Origin of the sequence: Limnohabitans sp., from assembly GCF_036804465.1 — a bacterium.
In the GTDB taxonomy this organism is placed as follows: Bacteria; Pseudomonadota; Gammaproteobacteria; order Burkholderiales; family Burkholderiaceae_C; genus Limnohabitans.
This window is the reverse complement of sequence record NZ_DAIRSK010000009.1, coordinates 16571-36767: the sequence shown is the minus strand read 5'-3', so window position 1 is coordinate 36767 and position 20197 is coordinate 16571. Positions and strand designations below refer to the sequence as shown.

Genomic DNA, 20197 nt, shown 5'->3' with positions numbered 1-20197 from the left:
CTTCGGGCGTGCCTTTCTTTTTTCAAGCAAATGACATGACGGACTTTCTACAACTCTTTTTCAGTGGGCTCGCTACAGGCAGCATTTATGCGCTGGCAGCGTTGGGCTTTACCTTGCTTTGGCAAGCCTCGGGCACCATCAACTTCGCTCAAGGCGAGTTTGTGATGCTGCCGGCCTTCATGATGCTAGGTTTTTTGGCAGCGGGTTTTCCGTTGGTGCTGAGTTTCATGGGCAGTTGTGTGTTGTCTGTCATCGTGTTGGGTTGGCTGTTTAAGCGCGGTGTGGTGGACCCCCTGTTCAAGTTTGGCATGATGCCCATCGTGGTGGCGACCATTGGTTTGTCGATTGCCATGCGCAACGCCGTGCGTGCGGGTTACAGCGCTGAGCCGCATCCCTTTCCCAACCTCTTTCCCGATGCGTTATACAACATTGCCGGTGTCACGATTTCGGCCACGGATGTTGGCACCTTTGTGTTTGCGATTGCTTTGGTGTTGTTGACGCAAGCTTTCTTGGTCAAGACCGTGACAGGTCGTGCCATGCAAGCGGTAGCGCAAAACACCGAAAGCGCCTCGGTGTTGGGCATCAATGTGCCGCGCATGATTTTTTACACCTTCGCCATCAATGCGGTGCTCGCTGCGGCCGCGGCGATTTTGGTGACACCCACCTATTTAGCCAAGTTCGATATGGGCGCTGCGCTTGGGACCAAGGCTTTCTTTGCCGCCATCATTGGTGGCTTCAACAACTCGCGCGGTGCTTTGTTGGGCGGCGTGATTGTGGGGGTCTGCGAAAACTTGGCTGCTGCGTATATTTCGCCAGCCTACAAAGACGCCGTGGCCTTGATTCTTTTCATGGTTGTGATTTTGTTCAAGCCGCAGGGCTTGCTTGGGAAAAAAGTGGAGCGCAAAGTATGAAGAAGCTCGGCATTTTTCTAGGCTTATTGGGGCTGTTAGCCTGTATTTTTGTGCCCACGGTGCTCAAAAACCATGGTATTTATTTGTTCACCTATTGGTTGATTTATGTGATCGCCACCATGGGCTTGAACCTCACCATTGGCTATGCGGGACAAAAGTCACTGGGCCATGCGGCATTTTTTGGTATCGGCGCCTACACAGTGGCCATCATGATGCAAGCGGGCTTTAGCTTTTGGTTAGGTATGCCCCTGGCCGCCTTGGGCTGCTTTGTGGTGGGTCTGGCTTTGGGTTTTCCTGCGTTGCGCGTGCAAACCATTTACTTGGCTTTTGCCACTTTGGGCTTCAATACCGCCGTGTGGTTGGTGATGCGCAACGAAGAGTGGCTGACAGGCGGCACGTTCGGTATCAACAATATTCCAAGGCCTGAAGCCTTTGGCGTGAGCTTTGACAGCAACTTGTCCTACTACTATTTGGTGTTGGCGTTTGCAGTGGTGTTGGCCTTGCTTTTGTGGGGGCTACTCAACTCACCATGGGGAAAAGCTTTCACGGCCTTGCGTGACAACCCCATCCGAGCAGAAAGCCTCGGCGTCGATATTCGTGGCTACACCTTGTTGAGTTTTGCCATTGGTGCAGCCTATGCAGGCATCGCTGGCGGTTTGTTTGGTTCATTGGTTCAGTTCATTGATCCTTCGCCCTTCACGGTGGAGGCATCGATCATGATGTACCTGATGGTCGTCGTTGGTGGCCCAGGTTACTTTTTGGGTCCCTTGCTCGGTGCTGCGGTGGGTGTGATCTTGCCGGAGTGGCTGCGTTTTGCGCAGGCTTGGTATTTGTTCGTATTTGGCACGGCTGTGGTGATGTTGATGATTTGGCTGCCCGATGGTTTGCTGAGCATTCCTGACCGCATAAGAGCCAAGCGTCTGTCGCGTGAGGCTTCAGCAACACGGGCTGCTGTTGGACAAGCTCCCGCGCTTGCCGATGCCGGCCAATCAGGAGTCAAAGTATGACCACAGCGACTCAACATCCTTTGCTCAAAGTTACCGATTTGAAGAAGGCTTATGGTGCGATTCAAGCGGTAGGTGGCGTGTCTTTTGAAGTGCGCCCCGGTGAAATTTTTGGTGTCATTGGTCCAAACGGCTCTGGCAAAACCACGTTGTTCAATAGCATGTTGGGCCAGATCACGCCAGACACGGGCAAGATTGAACTCAATGGTCAAGACGTGACCCATTTGGGACCGTTGGCGCTCAATCGCCGTGGCGTGGGGCGCACTTTCCAAACTCTGCAAGTTTTTGGCAAGATGACCGTGCGCGACAACTTGATTGTCGCTGCACAAGAGCATCAGGGCAGTTTGTTCAGTCGCATGTTTGCCCCTAGTGATTCCAATTTGGGTGCCAAAGCAGATGCCTTGATTGATCAATTTCATATCAAGCATGTGGCGGATAAAAAAGCAGGTGAGTTGAGCTATGGTCAACAAAAACTGGTGGATATCGCCATGGCTTTCATGAGTGAGCCCGACTTGGTGCTGCTTGACGAGCCTTGCGCGGGTGTCAACCCTTCCTTGGTGGGGGGCATCAGTGCTTTGCTGAAGGACTTGAACAAGCGCCAAACCTCTGATGGCAAGGCCAGTAGCTTTGTCGTGATTGAGCACAACATGGATTTCGTGATGGATGTTTGCCACCGCATCATGGTGATGGTGGAGGGCAAGGTGATGGCCATTGGAACACCCGCCGAAATTCGTGCGAACAAACAAGTGCTCGACGCCTACCTGGGGAATTGACATGACGACACAAGACAACACAACGCCTTGCATTGAGTTTGAGGACGTGGTGGCGGGCTACAAAGACTTCATGATCTTGAATAATTTGTCTTTCTCTGTGGCACGAGGCTCGATCACTTTGCTGATTGGCCCCAATGGTGCTGGTAAGTCGACGGTGCTTAAAACCTTGTTTGGGTTGTTGACGCCACGCCAAGGCAAGGTCCGTTTGAATGGTCAAGACATCACGGGGGCCACCCAAAAAGACTTGCTCGCCCGTGGCATTGCCTTTGTGCCACAAGGGCGCAATTTGTTTGGCCAGCTTTCTGTGTATGAAAACTTAGAGCTGGGTGGGATCACGCTCGGCATGAAGACCACGCATGAGCGCATTCCTGAAGTGCTGAATTTTTTCCCACGCGTGAAAGAACGCATGAACTCGTCGGCATCATCGTTGTCGGGGGGTGAGCAAAAACAACTTGAAATTGGCCGCGCTTTGTTGCTGCGTCCCAAAGTCTTGTTGATTGATGAGCCTTCAATTGGTTTGTCCCCCATCGTGGTGCAAGATGTGTTCAAGCTTTTGCGAAAACTTGCGGAGCAAGGCACCACCGTGCTGATGGTGGAGCAAAACGTCAAGAGTGCGCTGAAGTACTCTGACAATGCCATTGCGTTAGAGTCTGGGCGCTTGGTGTTGTACAAGTCAGCGGCGGAAATATTGGCTGATCCACAAATGGAACGTTTGTTTTTGGGTGGCGCGCACACCACAACTGCTTCAGTTGGGTCTGCATAGAAACTGAACGATGGTTCCACTGAAAATAGCCATTGCAGGCGCAGGAGTGATTGGTAGAGCGCACATGGCTGTGTTGGCCCAGAATCCAAATTGCCAACTCTGCGCTATTGCTGACCCGTCAGGAGCGGCTCAACAGTTGTCTCAGGCGCTAGACATTGCTTGGTTTGCGACCCTTGATGAACTTTTGACACAAGTGCAACCTGACGGTGTGATTGTGTCGACCCCTAATGCGCTTCATGTGCCCCAAGCATTGCATTGCATTGAAAAGGGTTTGCCAGTCTTGCTGGAGAAACCAATTGCACACACCGTGGCCGATGCGCAACGCTTGGTGCAAGTGGTACAAAATCTACAGGCCAAAGTACTGATCGGACACCATCGCGCGCATAGTCCCATCATGCGCGAAACTAAAACCTTGATTGACTCAGGGCGCTTAGGACGCTTGGTTGGCGTTTTGGGCAGCGCGATGTTTTACAAGCCCGACAGCTATTTCAACGAGGCGCCTTGGCGAAGCCAAACTGGCGGAGGCCCAGTGTTGATAAATCTCATTCATGAGATCCACAGTTTGCGCATGTTGTGCGGCGAAATTGTGGAGGTGCAGGCCATGACATCCAACGCGGTAAGAGGCTTTGCTGTAGAGGACACTGCTTCCATCTCGTTTCGTTTTGCTTCGGGCGTATTGGGTTCATTTTTGCTGTCTGATACATCTGCCTCGGCGCGCAGTTGGGAGCAAACCAGCCAAGAAAACAAAGCTTACGCCAGCTATGACGATGAGGACTGTTATGTCATTGCGGGAACATTGGGCAGTTTGGCTGTGCCTAGCATGCGTTTGAAAACATTTGCAAAAAATGACGATCGTTCATGGTTCAAGTCTTTCGATTGCAATGTGGTTGCCCTACAGCGAGAAGACCCTCTCAAATTGCAGATAGCGCATTTTTTAAATGTGGTGCAAGGCAAAACAGTCCCGTTAGTAAGTGCGCTTGATGGGTTGCAAAACTTGTTGGTGGTGGATGCCATTTCTCGCGCCATCGCAAGCCAACAAACCATTCGATTGGCTTAGGTTAGCGGCGCACATTCACAAGTTGTCCCGTTTTGGCGCTGCTTTGTATTGCATCTAGCGTGGAGGCTATGTCGTGGCTTGCAGCAGCAGCGCGCTCTATGGCTTGCATGTCGTGCGTGCGTATCGCCTTGGCAAAAGCTTCTGCTGCAAACCGAAAGCCACTGCCTGTAGCCGATTGAATGTCTTCAAATGCAATGCTGTTGGCAGTACCACGGCGAATACGAAGTTGGCTGGGTAGGTAGCCCCAAGGGTGTGTGTGCAAATCGCTCGTGTGGTTCAGGTACTCGGTTTCAACTGTGCCATGTGTGCCCACAATCGTGGCTCTGCGATGGTTGGCCACGTCCATGGCGCATGACATTTGTGCTCGCCGGCCATCGGCATAAAAGAGTGTGGCCATCATGCTGATGTCAACGCCGGTTTTAGCCCAGTTTGCATGCGCCATCACGCGCTCAGGCGCACACCCCATGACCAATCGAATCAAGCTTAAGGGGTAACTGCCGGCGTCTAACAGTGCACCGCCCCCAAGATCGGGCTTGAGGCGGATATTGGTATCTGGGTTGCCCAGTGTGAAACCAAAACAGGCTTGCATGCTACGTACATCACCGATTTTTTCTGGACTTAAGCAAGCAAGCAAGTCGCGTGTTTGTGGCTGAAACCAATAGGGGTAGGCCTCAAGCAGCATCACTTCATGTTGGCGCGCAACTTCAAACATCCGTGTCACTTCAGAAAGATTGAGTGCCAGAGGCTTTTCGCACAGCACATGCTTGCCTGCTTGCATGGCACGAATCGCCCATTCGGCGTGCATGCTGTTGGGTAAAGGAATGTAGATGGCTTCTAGCGTCGCATCTTTCAGAATTTCTTCGTAGCTGCCATAAGCACGTTCAATCGCAAAGTCCTTCGCGAAGGTCTGTGCCTTATTCAAATCGCGGCTGGCTACAGCTTGGAGGGACACATGCGAGCAGTTGTGTACATCGCGTGCAAATTGTTTAGCGATCTTGGCGCAGCCCAAGATACCAATGGTCAAAGCCGGGTGGGGTAAAGGTGAGAGGTTTGAGGGGGGCATAGAACAAGCTCGCGGATGTGATTGAGTGGGTGAGTAGGGTCGATCCAAGCAAGTATGGTTCGAATATTTCCACGGTGATGAGAGCCTGGCCCTTTATTAGGGTTCATCAGTAGTCAAGACGCCATCTCAAGGACTTTATACTTTCACAATGAACGAAACAGTACATTCCGCTCGCAAGACGCCCAAGCGCACCAACGACCCTGAGCGGACGATGGCAGGCATCATTGCTGTGGCCACGGCAGAGTTCGCGGCCAAGGGCCTGGCGGGCGGGCGCATTGACGCCATTGCCGACGCCACGCACACCAGCAAGCGCATGATCTATTACTACTATGGCAGCAAAGAGGGTTTGTACTTGGCCGTACTCGAGGATGCCTATCGCCGCATCCGTGCCACCGAGGCCGAACTCAACTTGGCTAACTTATCGCCCGAGGAGGCGCTCAAAGCTTTGGTGGGTTTCACGTTTGACCACCACCACAGCAACCAAGATTTCATTCGCTTGGTGATGTCCGAGAACATCCAGCGCGGCACTTTCTTAGCGCAAAGCAAGTTGATTCAAGAGCTCAATGTGTCTGCCATTCAGTCCATCGAAGCTTTGTACAAGCGCGGTGTGAAGGCGGGTGTGTTTCGCAAAGGGCTGGACCCCATCGACATCCATGCATCTATTTCGGCGCTCACGTTTTTCAATGTGTCCAACCGCTACACCTTTGATTTGATTTTCAAGCGTGACGGTCAAACCGCCAAGGCTTTGACGGCACGCCGCCAAAGTGTGGTGGACATGGTGTTGCGGTTTGTAAGCCATTCAAATTTGACATAGCAGTTAGTTGGCTATGCTCTATTGAATAGAGGGTTTTTACTGATATGTCACAAACTAACTGTTTTGTACATTTTGTCTTGCTCGATATTTTCCAAGGATTTTTCCAATGCTTCACCGTTTGCTAGACCATTACTGCCGGTTGCTTGAAATCCTGATGGCGCTTGCGCTGGCTGTGATGGTGGTGTTGGTGTTTGGCAACGTGGTGATGCGTTATGCCTTTAACTCAGGCATCACTTTGTCTGAGGAGTTGTCGCGTTGGTTGTTTGTGTGGGTCACCTTCTTGGGCGCAATCGTGGCCATGAAGGACGGGGCGCATTTGGGCTCTGACACCTTGGTGTCAAAGTTGTCCTTGCGTTGGCAAAAATATTTCTTTGTGGTGGGTCACCTGTTGATGTTGTTCATTTGCTGGCTGTTGTTCAAAGGCTCGTTGGATCAAACCATCATCAACTGGAGTTCGACCAGTGCGGTGATGGAGGCGTCTATGGGCATCTTCTACGCCTGCGGCATGGTGTTGGCGGTGTCAGGCGCTTTGATTTTGGTGGACCGCTTGATGCGCTTGATGCGCGGGGAGTTGGCTGACAGCGAGTTGATTGGTGTGCGTGAGTCTGAAGAAGAGCCCATCGATGTTCCCGCGCCCCTCAAGTAAATCCCAAGGAATTTCATCATGACCATCGCTGTATTTCTGGGTTCTTTGCTCGCCGCCATGGCGCTGGGTGTGCCGATTGCTTTTTCTTTGTTGCTGTGTGGTTCCGCGTTGATGTGGCACATGGACATGTTTGATGCGCAGATCTTGGCGCAAAACGTGATCGAGGGCTCCAACAGTTTTCCGCTGCTCGCAGTGCCTTTTTTCATGTTGGCCGGCGAGGTGATGAATACCGGTGGTTTGTCACGCCGCATTGTTGACTTTGCCATGGCCTTGGTGGGTCACATCCGCGGTGGCTTGGGTTACGTGACCATCGTGGCAGCTTGCTTGTTGTCGGCGCTGTCTGGCTCCGCGGTGGCGGACGCCGCGGCATTGACCGCCTTGCTGTTGCCCATGATGGTCAAAGCTGGCCACGACAAAGCACGCAGTGGGGGTTTGATTGCCGCTTGCGGTGTGATTGGCCCCATCATTCCGCCATCCATTGGCTTTGTGATTTTTGGCGTGGCTGCCAACGTATCCATCAGCAAGTTGTTTTTGGCAGGTATTTTTCCGGGCATCGTGTTGGCTGCTGGTTTGTGGGCCACTTGGTGGTGGTGCACACGCAAAGAACATTTGACGCCGCCTGCACGCAAAACCAGCGCCGAAGTGTTTGCAGCTATGCGCAGCGCTGGCTGGGCCTTGATGCTGCCGCTCATCATTTTGGTGGGCTTGCGCATGGGGGTGTTCACGCCGACCGAGGCGGCTGTGGTGGCTGCGGTGTATGCCTTGTTTGTGGCGGGCGTGATTTACCGTGAACTCACTTGGCAGCAGTTGTTTGATGTGTTTCGCACAGCGGCCAAAACGACCGCGGTCATCATGTTCTTGGTAGCCGCTGCCATGGTGTCGGCTTGGTTGATCACGGTGGCCAACTTGCCAGCCCAAGTGGTGACTTTGTTGCAACCCTTGTTGGACAACCCCAAGCTCTTGATGGCCGCCATCATGATCTTGTGCATGGTGGTGGGTACGGCCATGGACATGACGCCCACCATTTTGATCTTGACGCCTGTGTTGATGCCCATCGTCAAAGCCGCAGGCATTGATCCGGTGTACTTTGGCGTGATGTTCATCATCAACAACTCAATTGGTTTGATCACGCCGCCCGTGGGCACCGTGCTCAACGTGGTAGCGGGTGTGGGCCGCATGCGCATGGATGATGTGACGCGCGGGGTGCTGCCGTTCATGGCGGTGCAGTTTGTCGTCATGTTCTTGATGGTGCTGTTCCCAGCCATCGTCATGGTGCCTGCGCGCTGGTTATATTAAGTTCCTTTTTCATTGTCTGTTCGGGTACGCCAGACAGTGGAACCTTTATTGGGCGTACGACCGCAACAGTTCATCAGGAGACACTGACATGAAACGTGTATTTATCAAGACCGTGATCGCCACGGTGGCCATGGCTGCCATGGGCATGGCCTCGGCACAAGTCAAAACCATCAAGTTCGCTAACCAGAACGCTGCGGGCCACCCCATCGTGCAAGGCATGGACAAATTCAAAGACATCGTCGAGAAGAACTCTGGCGGCAAGCTCAAGGTCAACCTGTTTCCAGGTGGCACTTTGGGCAGTGACCAAGCCAACGTGTCTGCCATTCAAGGCGGCTCATTGGAGATGGCATCCATGAACTCTGGTATTTTCGCCAGCCAAGTCAAAGAATTTGGCGTGTTCGATTTCCCTTTCATGTTCGCGACAACCAAAGAGGCGGACGCTGTGGTGGACGGCCCCTTTGGCAAAAAGATGCATGCCAAGTTGGAAGAAAAAGGTTTGGTGGGCTTGGCTTACTACGAACTGGGCTTTCGTCAAATCACCAATGGCAAACGCGCCATCAACAAAGTGTCTGACCTCGAAGGCCTGAAGTTGCGCGTGATTCCCAACCCCATCAACGTGGATTGGGTCAAAGCCTTGGGTGCCAACCCCACGCCACTGCCTTTCCCCGAGTTGTATGCCGCCTTGGAACAAGGTGCTGTGGACGGTCAAGAAAACCCGATTCCAACCATCAACAGTGCTAAGTTTTTCGAAGTGCAAAAGCACATCGTCTTGACAGCGCACCAATACAACCCGCAGTCTGTGGTGATCAGCAAAAAGTTTTGGGACACCTTGAGCGCCGCTGAGAAAAAGATTGTGTCGGATGCCGCCTCGGAGTCCGCCAAATTCCAACGCGAAACAGCACGTGCTTTGGAAGCCAGTTTGCTGGCTAACTTAAAGAAGAATGGCATGCAAGTGACGCAGTTGTCTGATTCTGAAATGTCGATCTTGCGTGACAAGATGCGTCCTGTCACCGCCAAGTACGGTGTGGTCGTGGGTCAAGATTTGGTCAAAGAGTTGCAAGGTGAAATCGAGAAGGCGCGTTCTGCACCCGCTAAGAAGGCCAAGTAATGGCTGAGTAATGCTTCGCCGCATGCGCGGCGAAGCATTTGATGAGACGAAACACTTTTTGTTAAAGGTAGATATGAAAGTCTTGATGCTGCACGGCGTGAACCTCAACATGTTTGGCAAACGCGACCCCCTGCAATACGGCACCATCACACTCGATGAGATCAATGCCAATTTGCACACACTGGGCAAGGAGCTGGGCGCTGAGCTTGAGTGCTTCCAAACCAACCATGAGGGCGACATGTGTGAGCGCATTCATCAGGGCTACTTTGACAAGGTAGACGCTGTCTTGATCAACGCTGGCGCTTGGACCCATTACAGCTACGCCATCCGCGATGCTTTGGCCATCCTGCCATGCCCCATCATTGAGTTGCACATGTCCAACGTGCATGCACGAGAAGAGTTCCGTCGCACATCTGTGTTGGCCGAGGTGGTCAAAGGCCAAATTTGCGGCTTTGGTGCTGACAGCTACACGCTGGCTTTGCGTGCTGCGGTGTCTGCGGTTCAATCTTCCAAATAATTCATGACCCAGCACGGTATTTCAATCAACGGCAACACGCAGTTGATTGCGCACATTGGTTTTCCCACGCATGCCTTCAAGTCGCCCCTGATCTACAACCCTTACTTTGCACATGCGGGCATCAATGCCGTGGTGGTGCCCATGGGTTGTCAAACGCCTGACTACCCAGTTTTTTTGAAATCGGTGTTCAGTCTCACCAACATGTGTGGTGCGCTCATCACCATGCCCCACAAAGTGGTGACCGTGGGCTTGTTAGATGAGGTGACCGCCACTGTGCGCGTGGCAGGTGCTTGCAACGCGGTCAAAAAGCTGGCCGATGGCCGCTTGGTGGGCGACATGTTTGATGGCGCTGGCTTTGTGCGCGGCGTGCAACGCAAGGGCTTTGATCTGACGGGTAAGCGCGTGTTGGTGGTCGGCTCGGGCGGCGTGGGATGTGCCATCGCGGCCTCGCTGGCAGGGGCTGACATAGCCGCCATCAGTTTGTTTGATGTGAACACGGAGTCTGCCAATGCCTTGGCTCAACGTTTGAAACAAAACTACCCTCAAATCGATGTGCGCACCGGCTCCAACGATCCTGCTGCCCATGATTTGGTGGTCAACGCCACGCCCATGGGCATGAACGAAGGCGATGCCTTGCCGATGGATGTGTCTCGCATCTCGCCCGACACTTTGGTGGGGGAGGTGGTGATGAAAAATGAAATGACCGCCTTCTTGCAAGCCGCCTCAAAACAAGGTTGTCGCATTCAGGTGGGTTCCGACATGCTGTTTGAACAAATCCCTGCCTATTTGGAATACTTCGGTTTGCCCAGCACCACTGCTGATGTGCTGCGTGATGTGGCACAGTTGAACGCATGAGTTTGACAAGCTTGATTTTTTTTGGAGTACCTGATGACCTTCGCATCCCCACACCGTGAATCCGTGCCGGAGATGCCCAACCGGTTGGGCTTGGATGGCATTGAATTCATCGAATACGCGACCAGTCGCCCTCAAGCTTTGGGGCAAGTGTTAGAGAACATGGGGTTTCGTCCCGTGGCACGTCACCGCTCGCGTGAGGTCACGTTGTACCGCCAAGGCGGCATGAACTTGGTCGTCAACGCCAGCCCAGATGATGCCCGTGTGAGCGCCACCACCGATGGTCAACCCGTCATCTCTGCGGTGGCCTTTCGTGTGCGTGATGCACTGCAAGCACACACTCGTTGCATGGATCTGGGTGCATGGAATGTCAGCAGCCAAGCGCAAGCGATGGAGCTGCACATACCTGCCATTCATGGCCCTGGCGGCAGCCGTTTTTACTTTGTCGACCGTTGGCAAGAATTCTCGATTTACGACATCGACTTCAAACCGATTCCGACCGTCGATCAACAGCCACAAGCGACAGCAGGCATGAGCTACTTTGGTGTGGTGCAGTACATCGGCGCAGGCCGCAGTGCCGATTGGTTGGCTTATTTTGAACACATGTTTGACTTCAGCTTTGTGCCCGACGAGCAACGCTTTGGTATCTTGCCCAAAGGCAAACTCATGAAGAGCCCGTGTGGCAAATTTTTATGGCAACTGATTGAGCCCGACCCTTGGATGGACGCCGACGAGTCACCCGAATGTTTGCAACGCATTGGTTTGGGTGCGGTCGATGTGGGGGCGGCAGTGACTGCACTCAAAGCCCGCGGCGTGGAGTTTGTCGAGTCCACTCAACTGCACCCTGAAGACCGTGGCGCGCTGACCCGCAGTGCCTTGGGTTCGGTGTCGTTTGAGCTGGTTCACAAAGACCAATAAAAGGACTTGTGCATGAACCCCCACGCTCATCTCTCCGTGTCTGCATTGCCCCCCGCTGGGCCGTTGGCCTCTTTTGGGATGGACACCATCACGATGGCTGGCTCTCTAGAGGCCAAGCTGTCCGCCATGAAAGACGCAGGCTTTTCACAAGTCATGCTCATGGCGCGTGACTTGGTGACCCACCCAGGCGGCGTGCCTGCTGCCGTAGCAGCCGTGCAGGCCAGCGGCTTGCGCCCCACAGGCTTTCAAGTGTTGCGAGACTTTGAGGGTTTGTCGGGCCATTTGCACGGCTACAAAGTCGACATCGCCAAGTCGATGCTCGAGATGTGTGCAGCCACAGGCAGTAAAGTGTTGTTGGCATGCTCGTCTACCTCACGCCATGCCACAGATGACCTTGACCACATTGCCCGCGACTTGAAAAAGCTCGCCATGATGGCGTTGCCTTTAGGCATCCAAGTGGCTTACGAAGGCTTGTCATGGGGCCGCACAGTCAACGAGTTCACCACCTCATGGGATGTGGTGTGTCGCGCCGATTGCCCCAACCTGGGCATTGGCATTGACTCGTTTCATATCTTTGCAGCCAATACGCCCTTGGACGCGATTGAAGACTTAGACCCAGACAAGATTTTCTTGGTGCAATTGTCTGACTTCATGTGGCACGAAACCCCCACCTTTGAAGACCGCATGACCACCGCACGCACCTTTCGTGTGTTCCCAGGCGAGGGTGTGCACAGCGAAGCCTTGGCGGACTTGGTGCTGCGTCTAGACCGCATTGGTTATCGTGGTGACTTTAGTTTTGAAGTGTTCAACGACGACTACCAACAACTGCCACTGGCGACAGTGGCCGAGCGCGCGCGCAAAAGCGCCACATGGCTGCACGACAAGGTGCTGCACCGCTCAGCGCCATTGCCCACCTGGACCCACACCAAGACAAACGCCACTCTATGAAACAACGTCAACTCGGCCCCTACACCGTCTCAGCCATCGGCCTAGGCTGCATGAACCTGAGTCACGCCTATGGCGCGCCGCCTGCAGCTGAAGTGGGCGAGGCATTGCTTCATCGCGCCTTAGACCTGGGTGTGACGATGTTTGACACGGCGGCCCTGTATGGCTTTGGCACCAACGAGATGTTGGTGGGCAAAGCGCTCAAAGCCCACCGCCATGAAATCACCCTTTGCAGCAAAGGCGGCATGGCGGGGGTGTCGTTTCCTGAGGGAGTCAAGCGCGTGATTGACGGTCGCCCTGAGACCTTGCGCAAAAACTGCGAAGACAGCTTGGCCCGTTTGCAAACCGACGTGATTGACCTGTACTACTTGCACCGCTGGGACAAACAAGTACCCATTGAAGACAGCGTGGGCACGCTGAGCGACTTGGTGCGTGAGGGCAAGATTCGCGAAATTGGCCTGAGTGAGGTATCGGCCAACACGCTGCGCAAAGCACACGCCGTACACCCCATTGCGGCTGTGCAAACCGAGTATTCGCTGTGGACGCGAAATCCAGAAATCGCCGTGCTCAAGGCCTGCGAAGAATTGGGAACCACCTTTGTGGCGTTCAGCCCTGTGGCGCGTGGTTTTTTGTGTGGGGATTTGCGCGATGTGAGCACCTTGGCAGCCAATGACATCCGCCGTGCCATGCCGCGCTTTGCTGGCGACACCTATACCGCCAACTTGTCATTGCTTGAAGGCTTTCAAGTCATCGCACACGAGGCAGGGTGCACGCCCGCACAGCTGGCCTTGGCGTGGCTGTTGCACAAAAGCAGCAAGCTCATCCCCATTCCCGGCACGAAAAACATGCGCCACCTCGAAGACAACATGGCTGCTGCCGATGTGGTGCTGTCGTCAGAGCAGATGCAGCAGCTGGACGCGCTGATCAACCCGCAGACGGTCAAAGGCGCGCGCTACAACGCGGTCAGTGCGAGTGAGGTGGATACCGAGGAGTTTTAAGCTGCTGCGCCCATGAAAAAGCCCGTCAGTGAAAACTGACGGGCTTTGAGTTGCCCGCAAAATGCAGGGCAGGCGCAAAGACTTACATCGTGTCAATGAAGCTGCGCAGTTTGTCGCTGCGGCTGGGGTGCTTGAGCTTGCGCAAAGCCTTGGCTTCGATTTGACGGATGCGCTCACGCGTGACGTCAAACTGTTTGCCCACTTCTTCCAAGGTGTGGTCCATTGCCATTTCGATACCAAAGCGCATGCGCAGCACTTTGGCTTCGCGTGGGGTGAGGCCATCCAAGATGTCTTTCACCACATCGCGCAAACCAGCTTGCATGGCAGCTTCGATAGGTGCGGTGTTGACGCTGTCTTCGATGAAGTCGCCCAAGTGGCTGTCGTCATCGTCACCGATCGGTGTTTCCATTGAGATGGGCTCTTTGGCGATCTTCATGATCTTGCGGATCTTGTCTTCTGGAATTTCCATCTTCTCTGCCAAGACACTGGCATCGGGCTCGAAACCAAACTCTTGCAAGTGTTGGCGGCTGATGCGGTTCATCTTGTTGATGGTCTCGATCATGTGCACAGGGATACGGATGGTGCGCGCTTGATCGGCGATGGAGCGCGTGATGGCTTGGCGAATCCACCAAGTGGCGTAGGTCGAGAACTTGTAGCCACGGCGGTATTCAAACTTGTCCACCGCTTTCATCAAGCCGATGTTGCCTTCTTGGATCAAGTCGAGGAACTGCAAACCACGGTTGGTGTATTTCTTGGCAATGGAGATGACCAAGCGCAAGTTGGCTTCGATCATTTCTTTCTTGGCGCCGCGTGAGCTGCGCTCGCCCGCGTTCATGCGCTTGTTGATGTCTTTGAGTTGATCCAAAGGCACAACCACACGTGACTGCAAGTCCATTAGTTTTTGCTGCAAGTCTTGCACCGGCGGGATGAAGCGGCTCATGGTGGTAGACCATGGCTTGCCAGCGGCGGCTTGCTTTTCAACCCACTTGAGGTTGAGCAGGTTGGGCGGAAAATCTTTGATGAAGGTGGCTTGCGGCATGCCGCACTTGTCCACGATGATGCGCCGTAGCTCACGTTCGTTTTTACGCACACTGTCGACTTGTCCGCGCACGGATTCACAGAGTTTTTCGATGGTTTTGGCGGTAAAGCGAATGCCCATCAACTCAGCAGTCAAGGCAGTTTGCGCCTTCATGTAGGTGGGGGTGCCGTAGCCTTCCTTGTCGTAAGTCTTGCGCAGTTTGTCGAACAACACAATCATGCGGTCAAAACGCTCAAGGGCTGCGTTTTTCAGTTCTTCTAATTTCTTGGTCAGCGCCTTGGAGCCGCCTTTGCCGTCGTCATCGTCTTCTTCATCAAACTCGTCGAAGTCTTCTTCGGCCACATAGTCGTCGGCTTCATTCAGGTTGTTGAAGCCATCCACGATGGTGGAGATGACCACCTTGTTTTCACGAATGTCTTCGGCCATGGCCAAGACGGCTGCGATCGTGGCAGGCGAGGCGCTGATGGCGGACATCATTTCCATCAAGCCGCCCTCGATGCGCTTGGCAATTTCAATTTCGCCCTCGCGCGTCAGCAACTCGACAGTGCCCATTTCGCGCATGTACATGCGCACGGGGTCGGTGGTGCGGCCAAACTCGCTGTCCACGGTGGACAACGCGGCTTCGGCTTCTTCCTCGGCCTCTTCTTCTGTGGCGGCGGTGGGGGTGTTGTTGTTGAGCAGCAGGGTTTCCGCGTCAGGCGTGTGCTCGTAGACGGCAACACCCATGTCGTTGAGCATGCTGATGACCACTTCGAGGGTTTCAGCATCGACCAGTTTGTCGGGCAAGTGGTCAGAAATTTCGCCGTGGGTGAGGTAGCCACGTGTCTTGCCGAGTTTGATCAGGGTTTTGAGGCGCGAGCGCCGCTTTTGCATGTCCTCTTCAGACAGCACGGTTTCGTCTAAACCAAATTCTTTCATCAAGGCACGTTCTTTGGCCTTGCTGATTTTCATGCGCAGGGGCTTGACCTTTTCTGCGCCTGCTTCAATCACTGGCTCGCCTTCGAGGTCGGCCTCGATGTCTGCGAGGTCTTCATCATCGCTGCCAGCGGTTTTACCCTTGGCTGGGGGTGTCTTTTTGGCAGCGGTTTTTTTGGCTGCCGCTTTGGGTGCATGGGCTTGTACAGCTGCGGTTTTTTTCTTGGTGTCCTCAGCTTTAGGAGCTGTTTTCACGACGGGTTTGGTGGCTGGCTTTTCGGCAGCTTTTGTTTTCGATGCGGGCACTGACTTGGCTTTCGTTGCGGACTTGGCTGCGGGTTTAGCAGCCGATTTGACTGCCGATTTGGCAGCCGTTTTGACAACGGGTTTAGCGGCTGGCTTTGTAACTGCTTTTGCTGTGGCTTTGACGGCGGGCTTGGCTGCGACTTTGGGCGCAGCGGGGGCTGGCTTTTTGCTCACAGGTTTGGCCACAACCTTCTTCGCCACTGATTTGGCAGGCTTCTTGGACAGGCGGTCAACAGGCATGAATACTCCTAGACAACAAAGAAACAAATACTCAGCGCCGTTCAACCCGACGCGGGAACAGAAACAAGGGGATTGAAGTGTGAACCTCTAGAAGCAAGCGGATTGGGCGAACATTTGGTGTGCAGTCCTTGCGGTGATGTGGCGAGTCGTGCGCTTGTGTCACGGTTGGCCGGGTCCGGAGGTGCTGCTGTCGCACTTGCAAAGTGGATTATACCAAAAGCCGCGAGCCTTGCTGCGGTGCAGGCCCGTCAATCGTGGCTTTCGACCAGTTTTTGTGGAATCTGGCCAAGCTGGCGTCGGCGCTCAAACAAGGCTTTGTAGCGCTGCATGGCGGTGGGGTCAGTGGTCGCCTCGGCAATGGCCTCTTTCATTTGTGCGTCCAAGCTTTCAAACAAAATTTTGTTCAAAATACCGCGCAGCTCGAGGGTGGCTTCTCGTTGTGCCCCAGCCGATGACTGCGCATCGGCGATGGGATGGCCATCGTCGTTCAGCAAGGGTTTGAACGACGAGGCCATGACGCGCAAGGCCATGTCTTGCGATTCGTGCCCATGCAGGCCTTCGCGCAGGGCTCCCCATGGCAGGTTGCCATGCTCGTGGTGTTGCTGGTCCAACCACACAAAGAGCGGGCCATGGGGTGGAGCAAGTTCGCACAAAAGCTGGTGGTCTTCGCTGGAGAGGTCTTGCCACAGTTCCATGTGCGTGAGCAGCACACGCACCGCATGGTCCGCGCGGCCTTGCGGGATGAGCCGAGTGCCGCGTTTGTAGGTGGTGGGTGCGTAGGCGTCGCGGGGTTTGAACTTGGAAGTTTTTTTAAATTCACCCGATCGTGCTTGCGCGCCAGGTGGGGCTGCGGGTATCCATAGGTCTTGCAGTTCGTGGTTGCCTAGTTCGGTCAGTTCGGCAATTTCGCTCAGCAACTGGCGCTTGAGTGCACCATCGGGCAAGGACATCCACAGCGGCTTCGCGTTGCTTGCCATGTGCGCTCGGCCCTCCGCGGTGTGCAAGTCACAGCCTTCGCGTGCTACTTCGATCATGAAGCGGCTGAGCGGCATGGCTTCGCTGACGCAGTGGGCAAATGCATCTTTGCCAAACGCTCGAATGAAGCTGTCGGGGTCGTGCTCGGCGGGCAAGAACAAAAACTTCACACTGCGCACATCGCTGGCGTAGGGAATAGCGCCATCGAGGGCTTTGCGTGCGGCGCGGCGACCGGCAGCATCGCCATCAAAACTAAACACCACGTTGTCTGTGAAGCGAAACAGCTTTTGCACATGCTCGCTCGTGCAGGCTGTGCCGAGCGTGGCCACCGCGTTGGGAAAGCCGAGTTGGGCCAGCGCCACCACGTCCATGTAGCCTTCGGTCACCAGCACATAGCCCGCATCGCGCAGCGCGTTGCGGGCTTCAAACAAGCCATACAACTCGCGGCCTTTGCTAAATACTGGGGTTTCAGGCGAGTTCAAATATTTGGGTGTGCCCTCAAACAACACGCGGCCACCAAAGCCAATGCATTCGCCCTTGACGTTGCGGATGGGAAACATCACACGGTCGCGGAAACGGTCATAGCGTTTTTCGTCTTCGCCGTCTTCTTGGTTGACGATGACCAGGCCGCTTTCTGCCAGCAGCGGGTCTTGGTAGTCAGGAAACACGCTTGCCAAGCTGCGCCAACCCTCGGGGGCGTAGCCGAGGCCAAATTGTTTGGCAATCTCGCCACTCAGGCCGCGGCCTTTGAAATATTCAATCGCTTTGGGCGAGTTGCGCAAATGTTTGCGAAACGATTCCCCCGCTTTTTCCAGCACATCGGTCAGCGTGGCTTGTTTTTGGCGTTGCTCAGCAGCGCGCGCTCGGTCTTGCGGTGAGGCGTCGTCTTCGGGTACTTGCATGCCCATGTTTTGTGCCAAGTCCTTCACAGCCTCGACAAAGGTCATGCCCGCGTGCTCCATCAAAAAGCCAATGGCATTGCCGTTTTTGCCGCAACCAAAGCAATGGAAAAATTGCTTGGCAGGGCTGACCGAAAACGACGGTGACTTTTCGCCGTGAAACGGGCACAGGCCCATGAAATTGGCCCCGCCCTTTTTGAGTTGCACATAGCGTCCCACCACCTCGACCACATCGACGCGGGCTAAAAGCTCTTGAATGAAGGATTGAGGGATGGCCATGGGTAGATCAGGTGAAGCCTGATTTTAGGCGTCGGCCTTGGTGGCAATTTGGAAGAACGTTTTGGCTTACTTCGGTGCCAAACGGATCGCCCCATCTAAACGAATCACTTCGCCGTTGAGCAAATCATTGTCAAAGATGTGCAGGACCAACTTGGCATAGTCCTGAGGCGTGCCCAAGCGAGAAGGGAAGGGCACGTCTGCGGCGAGTGCATCTTGTACGTCTTGGGGCATGCCAAACAGCATGGGCGTGCCCATGATGCCTGGGGCAATGGTCATGTTGCGAATGCCATTGCGGGCCAGGTCGCGTGCGATAGGCAAGGTCATGGCCACGATGCCGCCCTTAGACGCGCTGTAGGCTGCTTGGCCTATCTGGCCGTCGAAGGCGGCCACCGAGGCAGTCGAGATCAACACACCGCGCTCGCCTGTGGTTTCGGGTTCGTTGTGGCACATGGCTTCAGCGGCCAAGCGAATCATATTGAAGCTGCCCACCAAGTTGATGGTGATGGTTTTGCTGAAGGACGCCAAGGCGTGCGCGCCGTTTTTGCCCACAGTTTTTTCGGCAGGGGCTATGCCCGCGCAGTTGACCAAGCCCATCAGCTTGCCCAATGAGACGGCTTTGTTCACCACCGCTTGGGCTTGGGCCTCGTTGCTCACATCGCATGTGACAAAGGCACCGCCAATGTCTTTGGCCACAGCTTCGCCTTTGTCCGCCTGCATGTCAGCAATCACCACGGTGCCGCCTTGAGCGGCCAAGGCGCGCGCCGTGCCCTCGCCTAGGCCCGATGCGCCGCCTGTGACGATAAAAACTTTGCCTTTGATGTCCATGAATGGCTCCAGTGGTTTACAAAAAATGATTAACGTTAACGTAAACGTCAATTATGCGGGATGGCCTTGGCGGGTCACGGCCATCTAGGACAATGTCTGGTGATTGTTTTTATGAGGTAGATGGCATGAATTTGCGTGCTTGGGGTGTTGTGGCGTGCGTGGTGATGTTGGCGGGTTGCACCTCGCCTGGCCCATTGGCGCCTGTGGATGTGGCACGGCCTGACATGCCAGTGGTTCAACCCAAACGGGTGCCCAAGTTCGGTCTGGCCTTGGGCGGCGGTGCAGCTCGCGGCTTTGCGCATGTGGGTGTGATTCAGGTGCTGGAGGAGGCCGGCCTCAAACCCGACTTGGTGGTGGGCACTTCGGCTGGCAGTGTGGTGGCCGCGTTTTATGCCAGTGGCAAAGACGGCGCACAGTTGCAAAAAGCGGCCGAGACCATGGAAGAAGCCACCATCACCGACTGGACCGTGCCCTTGCTGGGTCGCGGCATGATGCGTGGCGATGGCTTGGCCCGCTACATCAGCAAGCAAACAGGCGGACGCCGCATTGAAGAGTTCAAAATGCCTTTGGGAATCGTCGCGACTGATTTGAAAACAGGCGATGGCGTCTTGTTTCAGCGCGGTGATGTGGGCACGGCGGTGCGCGCATCCAGCTCGGTTCCTGCTGTGTTTGAACCGGTGCGTATTGGCAACCGCGAGTTTGTCGATGGCGGTTTGGTGTCGCCCGTCCCTGTGCGCTATGCGCGTCAGATGGGCGCTGAATACGTGTTGGCTGTGGACATCTCGAGCCCTCCTGACATTGGCAAAACTGGAGACATGTTCGACATCTTGATGCAGACCTTCACCATCATGGGCAAGAGCATCAGTTACTTTGAATTGCGTGAGGCTGATTTGGTGGTGCGACCCGCCTTGAACGATGTGGGCAGTGCCGATTTCAAAGCGCGTCGTCGCTCGATTGATGCAGGCCGAGCTGCCATGCTGCAAGCCCTGCCTAAGCTCAAGGCGGCGTTGGCCGTGCAATGACAACGTAAAAAAAGGGCCCACCTTGCGGCGGA

19 protein-coding genes are annotated in these 20197 nt (G+C 54.7%); 15 read left to right on the top strand and 4 right to left on the bottom strand.

The features are described 5' to 3' along the window. Positions 1-35: 35 nt before the first annotated feature. The 5 genes from V7Q41_RS06275 to V7Q41_RS06255 are packed head-to-tail and all read left to right on the top strand — an operon-like array spanning position 36 to position 4508. Positions 36-911: a branched-chain amino acid ABC transporter permease gene (locus tag V7Q41_RS06275; protein ID WP_333844341.1), complete on the top strand. Its 876-nt coding sequence runs from the start codon at positions 36-38 to the stop codon at positions 909-911. After that, positions 908-1918 carry a branched-chain amino acid ABC transporter permease gene (locus tag V7Q41_RS06270; RefSeq protein WP_333844338.1) on the top strand — a complete coding sequence of 337 codons (1011 nt, stop codon included), beginning with the start codon at positions 908-910 and terminating at the stop codon, positions 1916-1918. Before V7Q41_RS06275 ends, V7Q41_RS06270 begins: the two co-directional genes overlap by 4 nt. Further along, a complete protein-coding gene (locus tag V7Q41_RS06265) occupies positions 1915-2688 on the top strand; it encodes an ABC transporter ATP-binding protein (protein ID WP_333844336.1) in 774 nt (257 codons plus the stop codon). Before V7Q41_RS06270 ends, V7Q41_RS06265 begins: the two co-directional genes overlap by 4 nt. A gap of 1 nt (position 2689) precedes the next feature. Continuing rightward, a complete protein-coding gene (locus V7Q41_RS06260; protein ID WP_333844333.1) occupies positions 2690-3451 on the top strand; it encodes an ABC transporter ATP-binding protein in 762 nt (253 codons plus the stop codon). Between the two features lie 10 nt (positions 3452-3461). Next, positions 3462-4508 carry a Gfo/Idh/MocA family protein gene (locus tag V7Q41_RS06255; protein WP_333844329.1) on the top strand — a complete coding sequence of 349 codons (1047 nt, stop codon included), beginning with the start codon at positions 3462-3464 and terminating at the stop codon, positions 4506-4508. Position 4509: 1 nt separating this feature from the next. On the opposite strand, the gene V7Q41_RS06250 is transcribed toward V7Q41_RS06255, so the two are convergent. Beyond that, positions 4510-5571: a Gfo/Idh/MocA family protein gene (locus V7Q41_RS06250; protein ID WP_333844326.1), complete on the bottom strand. Its 1062-nt coding sequence runs from the start codon at positions 5569-5571 to the stop codon at positions 4510-4512. Between the two features lie 148 nt (positions 5572-5719). On the opposite strand from V7Q41_RS06250, the gene V7Q41_RS06245 reads away from it, so the two are divergent. From V7Q41_RS06245 to V7Q41_RS06205, 9 genes are all read left to right on the top strand, one after another. After that, a complete protein-coding gene (locus V7Q41_RS06245; protein ID WP_333844323.1) occupies positions 5720-6385 on the top strand; it encodes a TetR/AcrR family transcriptional regulator in 666 nt (221 codons plus the stop codon). A 106-nt stretch (positions 6386-6491) separates the two neighbouring features. Beyond that, positions 6492-7031 (top strand): TRAP transporter small permease, encoded by a 540-nt coding sequence (locus V7Q41_RS06240; protein ID WP_333844321.1) that lies wholly within the window; start codon positions 6492-6494, stop codon positions 7029-7031. A gap of 18 nt (positions 7032-7049) precedes the next feature. Then, positions 7050-8327, top strand: a complete 1278-nt coding sequence (locus tag V7Q41_RS06235; RefSeq protein ID WP_333844318.1) for a TRAP transporter large permease subunit — start codon at positions 7050-7052, stop codon at positions 8325-8327. A gap of 88 nt (positions 8328-8415) precedes the next feature. Further along, the gene (locus V7Q41_RS06230) at positions 8416-9435 is read left to right on the top strand and encodes a TRAP transporter substrate-binding protein (RefSeq protein ID WP_333844316.1); all 1020 of its coding nucleotides are present in this window, start codon (positions 8416-8418) and stop codon (positions 9433-9435) included. A gap of 73 nt (positions 9436-9508) precedes the next feature. Beyond that, complete coding sequence (aroQ, locus tag V7Q41_RS06225) at positions 9509-9952, top strand: type II 3-dehydroquinate dehydratase (RefSeq protein ID WP_333844313.1); 444 nt, start codon at positions 9509-9511, stop codon at positions 9950-9952. A 3-nt stretch (positions 9953-9955) separates the two neighbouring features. Next, positions 9956-10807, top strand: a complete 852-nt coding sequence (locus V7Q41_RS06220; protein WP_333844311.1) for a shikimate dehydrogenase family protein — start codon at positions 9956-9958, stop codon at positions 10805-10807. 33 nt (positions 10808-10840) lie between these two features. Then, on the top strand, positions 10841-11722 hold the full coding sequence (locus V7Q41_RS06215; RefSeq protein ID WP_333844308.1) for a 4-hydroxyphenylpyruvate dioxygenase: 882 nt from the start codon (positions 10841-10843) through the stop codon (positions 11720-11722). A 12-nt stretch (positions 11723-11734) separates the two neighbouring features. Then, the gene (locus V7Q41_RS06210) at positions 11735-12670 is read left to right on the top strand and encodes a sugar phosphate isomerase/epimerase family protein (RefSeq protein ID WP_333844306.1); all 936 of its coding nucleotides are present in this window, start codon (positions 11735-11737) and stop codon (positions 12668-12670) included. Next, positions 12667-13665, top strand: coding sequence for an aldo/keto reductase (locus V7Q41_RS06205; RefSeq protein WP_333844532.1), 999 nt, complete (start codon positions 12667-12669; stop codon positions 13663-13665). The genes V7Q41_RS06210 and V7Q41_RS06205 overlap by 4 nt, the downstream gene beginning before the upstream one ends. Before the next feature lie 82 nt (positions 13666-13747). Here V7Q41_RS06205 and rpoD read toward each other — a convergent pair whose 3' ends face one another. From rpoD to V7Q41_RS06190, 3 genes are all read right to left on the bottom strand, one after another. Then, positions 13748-16165 (bottom strand): RNA polymerase sigma factor RpoD, encoded by a 2418-nt coding sequence (rpoD, locus tag V7Q41_RS06200; protein ID WP_333844303.1) that lies wholly within the window; start codon positions 16163-16165, stop codon positions 13748-13750. Positions 16166-16413: 248 nt separating this feature from the next. Beyond that, positions 16414-18318 carry a DNA primase gene (gene dnaG / locus V7Q41_RS06195; protein WP_333844300.1) on the bottom strand — a complete coding sequence of 635 codons (1905 nt, stop codon included), beginning with the start codon at positions 18316-18318 and terminating at the stop codon, positions 16414-16416. A 66-nt stretch (positions 18319-18384) separates the two neighbouring features. Next, positions 18385-19143, bottom strand: a complete 759-nt coding sequence (locus V7Q41_RS06190; RefSeq protein ID WP_333844298.1) for a 3-hydroxyacyl-CoA dehydrogenase — start codon at positions 19141-19143, stop codon at positions 18385-18387. A gap of 125 nt (positions 19144-19268) precedes the next feature. Between V7Q41_RS06190 and V7Q41_RS06185 the strand changes: the two genes are divergently transcribed. After that, on the top strand, positions 19269-20165 hold the full coding sequence (locus V7Q41_RS06185; RefSeq protein WP_333844296.1) for a patatin-like phospholipase family protein: 897 nt from the start codon (positions 19269-19271) through the stop codon (positions 20163-20165). The last annotated feature ends 32 nt before the right edge of the window (positions 20166-20197 follow it).